This is a genomic window from Kaarinaea lacus, assembly GCF_975902315.1.
The window spans coordinates 1-9,887 of the sequence record NZ_CDLKIE010000437.1; the positions used below are offsets into that span (position 1 = coordinate 1).

Consider the following 9,887-nt stretch of genomic DNA (forward strand, 5'->3'; position numbering starts at 1 on the left):
ATTTTTGGTGTTGATAATTTTTAATAGTCTGTTTGCAGCCGTATTGCTCGGTGTTAGTTTTCTAAGGATAAACTGAGCCGCCACTTAAAATCGCAAAAAACACTTCAGGCGCAATATTTTTCTCTAACTACTTATATAGGTATTTTTTTCACTGACTGTGAAGATGCTCAATCCCTGCCGGAACAACTGGCGGCACTGGTAGCCCAGATCCTTCCTTCCCCGACCAGCCCTGCAAAACGAGATTTTGATCACTCTTTAGGCGTTCAGAGGTCACACTTTTTGCCGATATATCTCTTCGTAGTGACTAAAAATCAATCATTTGTGTGAATTTGTTGCCTGCAGCGCGTGAGTGCGCGGGTGCAACTAATTATTTGGCGTCGATGAACGCGCGCGTCAGGAAAGCATAGTCGTTATCGCTGTTGTTCTGCTTTCCATGATGATTGTTGTATTCATGTGAAGGCAATTGCTCATTTTGTTCATGCAGTACTTCTATTTGTTGGATTTGTTATGAAAACTTTTACTCGAATTCTTTTTCTGTTTACCACTATCGTAATGCTGGGTTCGGTTAGTGCGGAACAGGTTACCAAGGAGCAAATCAAGGGACTTGATGAGCAGGTGCAGGACATCAAAAAGGATGTATTGGGAATTTCCGCCGAGCTTAATCAGCTGGAAGAAAAATTGCTGTTTCCATCCAATACCCAGGTTTCCGTATTTGTTTCCCTGGAAAAAGGTGCCGGCTTTGAACCCGATGCGGTGCAATTAAAAGTAAACGAAAAAGATGTTGCCCATCACATTTACAGTTTCAAGGAAGTTGAAGCCCTGCTTGCCGGTGGTGTGCAGCGAATTTACACCGGTAACCTGCGTACCGGGGATCACAGTGTCCAGGTCAGTGTTGTCGGTAAATCGGGCGGCAGTAAAAAAACCAGAACTTCCAGTCATACCATCTCCAAAGGCGTAGGTCCGCAGTTCGTGGAAATTCGTTTGTCCGGTTCGGGTGTGGAAGTCAAGAACTGGTAACATCATGCAGCGGTTCATCGTACTTGTTGTATTTACCTTGTTAGCGAGCAGTGGGTTTAGCTGTATTGCCGCCGATAAAATAAATCGAGCAGCGCTGGCAAATGGCGAACTCAAAGATCTCTATTTTGGCGAGGCTTTGTTTTATGCCCACCAGGGTGAATACTTCGATGCCATTTCTCGCCTGGATACCGAGCTGGCCCAGTATTACGGGCTGGACGAACCTGGTCTTAACTCCCTTTATTATCATATTGACAACGCTGAATTCTCAGTGGGTGATTTCGAACTCTATTACCGAATGCATAAACGTGCCGGGCGCGCTATCAAGGCAGTAATTGAAGGTAATGTGGAAGAAACGGTGCGTAACGAAGCGATCTACCGGTTGGCCAAGATTTACTACCAGAAACAACAGCCCTTAAATGCACTACACACCATTGAAAAACTGAAGGGTAAGGTGCCGGACAACATCAAGCATGAAGAACCGTTTCTACGCGCCCAAATTTACATCGAAACCGGAAGATTCACCGATGCTATCAACTTGTTAAAGAACATCGAAAAAGAAAAAAGTCTGCAGGGATACAGTGGTTATAACCTGGGTGTTGCTCTGTTTCAGAGTGGTAGTGAACAGGAAGGTATATTACAGCTGGACAAAGTGGGGCAAATTAAATCCGGTGATGATCGTGTCCAGGCCATGCGTGACAAGGCTAACCTGGTACTGGGATTTCGATTACTGGAGGCAGAGCAATCAGCGCAGGCCAAACAGTTTTTACAACGCGTCAGGTTAACCGGCCCATTCTCCAACAAAGCCCTGTTAGGTGCGGGTTGGGCAGCTGCGGCGAATGGTCAATTCGATCGCGCACTGGTGCCGTGGACCATGCTGGCCAAACGCAATATTACCGACAAGTCAGTGCAGGAGGTGTTGCTCGGGGTACCTTATGCCTATGGCAAGCTTAATATTTATGGTAAAGCAGCAATTCTCTATGGCCAGGCGCTGGAATCTTATAGCAACGAGATTGAGCGTCTTGATGCATCCATTGCCAGTATTCGGCAGGGTAAATTTCTAAAAGCCGTGATCCGTGAAGAACTGAAAAAAGACAAGCTGTGGCTGGTTCACCTGCGGGAGTTGCCGGAGACTCCGGAAACCTATTATCTAACGGAAATGATGGCGTCCCATGATTTTCAGGAATCATTAAAAAATTATTTTGATCTGGCTGAACTGGAAAAGAAACTGGAGGAGTGGGGTCGTTACCTGGGTGCTTATGAAGAAATCATCAAGATTCGTGGAGCCTATTACGAGCCATTATTGCCGGAAATAGAAACCCAGTTTCGTGCGCTGGATTCAAAGATGAAGTTGCGTATTGAACAGCGCGATAAACTGGACAAGCGGCTGAAGAAAATGCTCATCTCACCCCGGCCGGATTTTTTGACCACTGCCGACGAACGCATTGTATTACAGCAAATAGAAAAACTGGAAAAGAAAGTAAAAGAGCAGGGAATCACTGAGGAAAAGGTCCTGCATAGAATTGCACGACTAAAGGGTGTTATTACCTGGAATGTTAACACGGAGTATCACGATCGCTTTACCCAGGCGGTGGAGCACCTCGCGGAGCTGGATCAACATGTTACGCGATTAAAGGAAATTTATGATTCATTTGTAAGAACCCGCCAGGCGGCGACGCAAAGTTATAAGGGTTATGAAAAGCCATTACAACGATTGCGAATTAAGATTCGTGATGCGCTGGGTAAAGTGAAAGTATTGATGGCCAGGCAGGGACACATGATCGAGGTGATGGCGATCAATGAGCTTGAGCAGCGACGTCAACGCCTCGAGGAATACCAGGTCAAAGCTCGTTTCGCCATGGCGGAAAGTTACGACAGGGCGACCAAGGCCAAACAGGATCAGCAAAAAACGAAAGACGCTGATCGTACCAAACAAGATGATCAGTCAACTAAACCCGGTCAAACGCCAGATCCCGAACAGGTATCTTCCGACAATAGTTCAGAGAATGCCGGGCAAGTTGATCAAACAGCGCAAGTTGTACAGGAAGAGGGCGTGTCTCCATGACGCTGAAACGCACGCTTGCCTTGCTGCTGCCGTTGTTGCTGTCATCCTGTGCGTATGATGGCAACCAGGGCACCATTGCAGAACTGGATTCTGTTGAACTCGAGCTAAAGGATACCGATGTCGAAGATGGTCTGGATAAAGCCATGCAGGGTTATCAAAAATTTCTGGAAGAAACCCCCGAGTCGCAACTTACGCCGGAAGCGATTCGCCGCCTGGCGGATCTAAAAGTAGAAAAGGAATACGGTATTGTCACCGATGAAGCCGTGCTGGATCGCGACGAGGAATCGACGCAAGATGCGTCCGAACCAGGTACAAAAGCTAAATCGTCAATTGATGTATCTGCCGAAAAGGAAAACGCCGGGAAATTACCGGCTGTAGCCGTTGCAAAAGAGTCACAAAAAGATTTCGAGCAACGCGCCACTGAAGGCGAAACAATCCAGTCCACCGCTGGCAATGAACAGGTTCAACTACCCAGGGGCGAGGCTGGTGCGGATTTGCAAAATGCCGGGGCCGAAGAAGCGATAAGCTTATATAAAAAGCTCCTGGAAAAATATCCCATGTATGAGCGCAATGACCAGGTGCTTTACCAGTTGTCGCGTGCTTATGAAGAAATCGGTCAGGTTGATGAAGCGATGCAGGTCATGAACCGACTGGTTAAGCAGTTTCCCAATTCTCGCTATAACGATGAGGTGCATTTCCGGCGTGGTGAATATTATTTTACCCGCAAGAAATATCTCGATGCGGAAGAAGCTTACGCGGAAGTGCTGAAGATGGGGCTGGGGTCTGTGTATTATGAACGTGCGCTGTATAAAAAGGGCTGGACTTTCTACAAGCAGGAGTTGTACGAGGAAGCACTCAAGGAATTTTTTGCCCTGCTGGATTACAAGGTGTCCATTGGTTATGACTTTGAACAGACCACCGATAATATCGAACGCAAGCGTATCAGTGACACTTTTCGTGTCGTCAGTCTGAGTTTTTCCAACCTTGGTGGTCCGGAAACCGTTCAGGCGTTTTTTGGAACAATCGGCGCGCGTGATTACGAATATTACGTTTACCGAGAGCTGGGAGAGTTCTATTTTACCAAGCGCCGTTATAACGATGCCGCGGTAACTTATAACACCTTCATTGATTCAAATCCTTTTCACAAGATAGCGCCGCATTTCAGCATGCGGGTCATCGATATCTATATGAAGGGACGTTTCCCCCGGCTGGTCATTGAGGCGAAAAAACAGTTTGCTTCTACCTATGGCCTGGAAGCCGAATACTGGAATTACTTTGACCAGGCGGAATTTACGGAAGTGCTGGGTTTTCTCAAGACCAATCTCACTGACCTGGCCAATCACTATCATTCCCTGTACCAGAATAAAAAGTTTAAAAAAGACAGGCCGAAGAACTTCGCAGAGGCATCCCACTGGTATCGCGAGTTCTTAAAATCCTTCCCCAAGGATGAGCAGTCGCCGGCCATCAATTATCAACTGGCAGACTTATACCTGGAGAACAAGGATTTTAAACTGGCGGCAGTGGAGTATGAGCGCAGCGCCTATGACTATCCCGTCAACGACAAGTCACAAAAGGCAGCCTATGCAGCAGTGTTTGCATACCGTGAACACCTGAAGAAGGCGCCTTCATCACAGGTTAAGAATGTCAAACGCGACATCATTCGCACTTCGTTGCGCCTGGTCGACAACTTCCCGAAACACGAAAAAGCCACCATTGTACTGGGTGCTGCGGTGGATGATTTATTTGAGATGCGGGATTTTACCCTGGCCATTAAATCAGGACGGCGCTTAATCGAAGAGTATCCCAATGCCGATCCGAAAATCAGGCGTGGTGCCTGGCTGGTAGTGGCGCATTCCTCCTATGAAATGGAAATCTTCCAGGATGCCGAACTGGCCTATCTCGAAGTGCTCAATCTAACGGCCAAAGATGACAAGAGCCGGGTGCAGCTGGTCGACAACCTGGCAGCATCTATTTACAAACAGGGTGAGCAAGCCAAAGCCGAGGAAAACTACAAGGAAGCGGTTAGACATTTTCTCAGAATTGCGGATGTGGCGCCGAGCTCGAAAATCCGGCCATCGGCAGAATATGATGCGGCTGCAGTGTTGATACAAATTATGGATCTTGAGCAGGCGGTTGCCGTACTACTGGATTTTAGAAGTAATTATCCCAGTCACGAACTGCAAAAAGACGTGACGAAGAAAATTGCTTATGCCTACAAAGAACTGGAGAAATTTAGCCTGGCCGCGCAGGAGTATGAACGGGTAGCCAAAGAAGCGGAGCAGGAAGATGTGGTTCGCGAAGCCATGTTGCAGGCGGCCGAACTCTATGAGCAGGCAAAGGATGCAGACAATTCGTTGCGTGTTTACAAACAGTTTGTGGCGAAGTTCCCGAAACCGCTGGAGTTTGCCCTGGAGACTTATTACAAGATAGCGATGATCTACAAGTCACAGGCTGACCTGCCAGGTTATCGACGCACGCTGCAACACATTATTAAATCTGACGCGCAGGCGGGTAATGAACGTACCGACCGGACCCGCTATCTGGCCGCGCAATCATCGCTGGTCATTATCGAGCCCCAGTTTGATGAATTCATTGCCATTAAACTGGTTAAGCCATTTAAGAAAAGCCTGGCCAGGAAACAAAAGAGCATGAAATCACTGGTGGCCAGTTATACCAAACTGGTGGACTACCAGGTGGCAGATGTCACTGCAGCGTCTACTTTTTACATCGCGGAAATTTACTATAACTTCAGCCGCTCGTTAATGGCGTCGGAAAAGCCCGAAGGCCTGAGTGACGTGGAGCTGGAAGAGTTTGAGTTGATGGTGGAAGAGCAGGCCTTTCCATTCGAAGAAAAAGCCATTCAGGTCCATGAAAAGAACATGGAGTTGCTGACCGTTGGTGTCTACAGCAGCTGGATCGATCGCAGTATTGAAAAACTTGCCGCGTTGTTACCGGCTCGATACGCAAAACCGGAAGAAAGTATCAACTATATCGCCAATATTGATAACTATATCTACTCTTCACCCCGATTTGTGCGGGAAGACGCAAGTACCGGTTATATCGTTAACCTGGACTTTTTTAGATATGCGTCACAAAAAGCACTGAAGAACTATCACAAAAATCAAACAAAAGGCGATATAGGTAACAGTAAGAGCGTGAACCAGGACAATGTAGGCATGGGTAATCCTGATTCTGCGCCAGTCGATGGACAAGTTACTACGGATAGTGTAGCGGGCGAAAGTACCGTCGAGAATGCTGAAGTATCTGAACCAGCGGCTCATGACGAAAAGCCTGTAAATAGTACGAACACTAAGTCGCTATCAGAAAGTTCCACTCCTGATAGCGCGAATGAAACCCGGGCTATCGAGAAAGAACAACCCGGGAGTAATAATGGAGTAGTGAAACAAGAAGAAAAGAAACAAAGTGTTGACGCAAGTGGTAGTGGCAAGGTGCAACAACAAGAAAGTAGTAGTTTACCTTCCCAAAATACTGGGTCTGATGAAATGAATGCGCAGGCGATGAAAGTTAATCAGGCAGCAAATTTATCACAGCCCCAGGCACAGTAGTTATCACTCAATAGGTTTCAGATTCCCACCATGGATGGCTTTGCTATGAAGTTTGCTTCATAGGTGCTGGACGTGCACATAGAGCGTTGGACAGTAGGATTCTTAAATTCTGGCTAGACATGGTGTTAAGGAATATGGCAATAAGCAATAAACACATTAACAATACGCCTTCAATGGTTAAGACAGCAATGCAATTTCTGGTTGTTGCTTCGTTGCTGCTGTTGGTCTCTGCCTGCGCGACGACGGGTGGTGGAGTCGCGCAAAAGCAGTCCGTTAAAAAAGTTGCCAGGCAAAATTGTTCGGCTACTGTATCTGCAGATAGTAAAAATCCTCAAAACCCCACTGCCAGCAATGCTCAGGCAAATTGTCTTCCCAAAGGCGTTATAGAGGTCTCCGAAAACTTTGGTGTAGACCCCGAGATACGTAGCGAATTCAACCAGGCTGTCGCCCTGCTTAACGAAGAAAAATATTCCGAAGCTATCAAGTTATTAAAAGCGGTGAGCGGTAAAACCAGTAAGTTCAGCGCACCGTACATAAACCTGGGGATTGCATATGCCAGGACCGGTGAGTTAGAGAAAGCAGAAGAGAATTTCAAGAAAGCACTGGAAGTCAGCAAGCAACATCCCGTTGCTCACAATGAGCTGGGGCTCATCTATCGTAAGACAGGGCGATATGTTGAAGCGAGACAGCTTTATGAAACATTGCTCACCATGTACCCGGACTTTCTGCCAGCGAGAAAGAATCTGGGAGTGCTGTGCGACATTTATATCCAGGATCTCAATTGTGCCTTAGAGCAATATGAGGAATATCTCAAAGGTATACCCGATGACGAGAAAGTCAAAATATGGGTAGCGGATGTCAAGAGCCGCATGTAACGAGAAATGCAAAGGGTAAACGTAAATGCGGTTAAATAAATCATTAATGACAGTGTTGGTACTGCTTAGCTTTGTCGCTATGGATGCCGGTGCAAAAGATGATCCTGAAGCGAAGGGAAAAAATGAAGCAAAGGAGCTATCAGGTATTTCCATCGTGGGCAACAAGGAAGCGCCAAAATCACTGTTTATCGTACCCTGGAAAAGTTCTGAGCTTGGGGTGGAAACCGGCCTGGCTTCAAAGTTACTGGACGAAAAGATGAAAGTGGTCGATAAGGACGTGTTTGAACGAGAGCTGGATTTTTATTCATCAACAGTAAATGAGTAGTAACTGTTATCGATGTGTTTTTGATGTGTCATAGAGAAGTAAAGATGAGGAGCGAGTAATGGACGCAATAATAAATTTCTTTCAGACGGGCGGATTATTTATGTATCCCATTCTGATTGTATTCGCGTTTGGTATTGCAATTGCGATTGAACGGTATTTGCGGTTGACCCAGGTGCGCAATGCAAATCGAAGCATGTGGGACAAGTTGCATCCCGTGCTGGTTGAAGGCGATTTTGAATCTGCGAGGGAAATGACTGAAAAAAATGATTCAACGATCAGTCACCTGTTAAACGCAGGCCTCGAGTTACAGGGCGCGGTACGTAGACGTGACGATATTGAAATCGCCATGGAAGAAACCATGATGGAAATTATTCCGCAACTGGAAAAGCGTACGCCTTACATCGCGCTGTTTTCTAACATATCCACGTTGCTGGGCCTGCTAGGCACCATCATGGGGCTGATTGAAGCGTTTACCGCGGTTGCAAACGCCAACCCTGCGGAAAAAGCCGACCTGTTGTCCGCCAGTATTTCGGTAGCCATGAATACAACAGCCTTTGGATTGATGGCCGGTATACCGTTGCTGATCATCTATGTTGTTCTTACCTCGAAAACTGGCGAGATCGTGGATAGCCTGGAAATGGCATCGGTGAAGACGTTGAGCATCATTACCAAGATGGCTAAACGTCAGAGTCAGGCGGCTGCGGCATAAAGGACGGAAAGGTATTTCGCTATGTCAAGAAGACATCACTATAAAACTAAAAGTAAAGAGCCGCCAGAGCTGGATATAACCACGTTCCTCAATCTTATGGTTGTACTGGTGCCCTTCCTGCTGATTACGGCGGTGTTTTCGCGAATTACTATCATGGAACTGGACATACCATCCGGTGCAAGTGGATCCATTGACAAACCTAAAGTGAGTATAGAAGTCATCATGCGTAAGGACCGCCTTGAATTGGGCAACGGACAGGGCGTAGTCGCCAAGTTACCCAATGTTGAAGGGAAACACGATATTGCCAGGCTATCCGATTACCTGCAAAAGATTAAGGGCAATTACCCTGATAAAACTGATGCCATCATTCTCATAGAAGAAACCATTGAATATGAACAGATGGTCAGGGTAATGGATGCGGTACGTAGCGCGGAACTTAAACAGGAAGGCAGTGAAGAATTGCAGAAAGTGGCGTTGTTTCCTGATATGTCATTAGGAGAAGCGCCATGAAAAATACCAGGCGTATGAAGCGCATGGGCAGGAATCGCAAGAAAAAGCTGCCCGCGTTGAATTTAACATCGCTCATGGACGTGTTCACAATTCTGGTGTTTTTTCTGCTGGTGAATTCATCCAACAGCGAGGTACTGGAACCGCCCAAGAAAATAACCTTGCCAGATTCGGTGGTTGAAGCAAAACCCAAAGAGACGGCGGTAATCGTGGTTTCCGAGAGCGAGGTAACGGTACAAGGTGAAATGGTGGCGTTAGTTGACGAAATTATGAAGTCCAAACAGGACGCCATTGTGGGTATTAGTAGCAAACTTGAAGATATCAAGAAGAACGTGATTGGAATTAGCACCAAGGCTGTGTCCTCGAGCAGGGAAGTCACCATTCTTTCCCATAAGACAGTACCCTTTAAAGTGCTGAGAAAGGTGATGTCCAGTTGCACATTCGCAGGTTATGAAAAAATATCGCTCGCGGTAATACAGAAAGCATCTCAGAGCTAGTCGATGATGCAAGCATAAACGGTATAGAGTGATCGATGTTAGTGGGTAGTAGTATTTAATATTGGCGGTAAGGTAGTAGCGTTAGACGTAAAACAAGTGGTCGAATTATGAGTATTGCAGTAGCGCATGAAGAAGACATTTACGAACAAATAGAAAAATGTCAGATTCGAATTGAGGAATGTCAGTCGGAAATAAAACAGTTCGAAGCCGAACTGGGAACCGCAAATTCTGAACTGGAAAACATTGCCGACGAACAGCAAAAATACGAAGTTCTCAGCGGTGTATGTGAAAACCTCGAGAAGCTCAATGAAATTGGTGGTAATGATCTA

9 protein-coding genes are annotated in these 9,887 nt (G+C 46.5%); all 9 read left to right on the forward strand.

All coding sequences use genetic code 11. From position 1 onward, the window contains the following. Positions 1 to 507 precede the first annotated feature (507 nt). Entirely contained in the window at positions 508 to 1,017 is a 510-nt protein-coding gene (locus ACWVCM_RS13670) for a hypothetical protein (RefSeq protein WP_455202318.1), read from the forward strand. A gap of 4 nt (positions 1,018 to 1,021) precedes the next feature. After that, positions 1,022 to 3,079 carry a tetratricopeptide repeat protein gene (locus tag ACWVCM_RS13675; RefSeq protein WP_455202319.1) on the forward strand — a complete coding sequence of 686 codons (2,058 nt, stop codon included), beginning with the start codon at positions 1,022 to 1,024 and terminating at the stop codon, positions 3,077 to 3,079. Further along, the gene (locus ACWVCM_RS13680) at positions 3,076 to 6,645 is read left to right on the forward strand and encodes a tetratricopeptide repeat protein (protein WP_455202320.1); all 3,570 of its coding nucleotides are present in this window, start codon (positions 3,076 to 3,078) and stop codon (positions 6,643 to 6,645) included. The genes ACWVCM_RS13675 and ACWVCM_RS13680 overlap by 4 nt, the downstream gene beginning before the upstream one ends. 134 nt (positions 6,646 to 6,779) lie before the next feature. After that, positions 6,780 to 7,520 (forward strand): tetratricopeptide repeat protein, encoded by a 741-nt coding sequence (locus tag ACWVCM_RS13685; RefSeq protein WP_455202321.1) that lies wholly within the window; start codon positions 6,780 to 6,782, stop codon positions 7,518 to 7,520. Positions 7,521 to 7,545: 25 nt separating this feature from the next. Beyond that, positions 7,546 to 7,845 (forward strand): hypothetical protein, encoded by a 300-nt coding sequence (locus ACWVCM_RS13690; protein ID WP_455202322.1) that lies wholly within the window; start codon positions 7,546 to 7,548, stop codon positions 7,843 to 7,845. Between the two features lie 58 nt (positions 7,846 to 7,903). Beyond that, entirely contained in the window at positions 7,904 to 8,554 is a 651-nt protein-coding gene (locus tag ACWVCM_RS13695; protein WP_455202323.1) for a MotA/TolQ/ExbB proton channel family protein, read from the forward strand. A gap of 21 nt (positions 8,555 to 8,575) precedes the next feature. Then, positions 8,576 to 9,064, forward strand: coding sequence for an ExbD/TolR family protein (locus tag ACWVCM_RS13700; RefSeq protein WP_455202324.1), 489 nt, complete (start codon positions 8,576 to 8,578; stop codon positions 9,062 to 9,064). Further along, on the forward strand, positions 9,061 to 9,558 hold the full coding sequence (locus tag ACWVCM_RS13705) for an ExbD/TolR family protein (protein ID WP_455202325.1): 498 nt from the start codon (positions 9,061 to 9,063) through the stop codon (positions 9,556 to 9,558). Before ACWVCM_RS13700 ends, ACWVCM_RS13705 begins: the two co-directional genes overlap by 4 nt. Positions 9,559 to 9,665: 107 nt before the next feature. After that, positions 9,666 to 9,887, forward strand: a 222-nt coding sequence (locus ACWVCM_RS13710; protein ID WP_455202326.1) for a hypothetical protein, incomplete at its 3' end; no start/stop codon positions are given.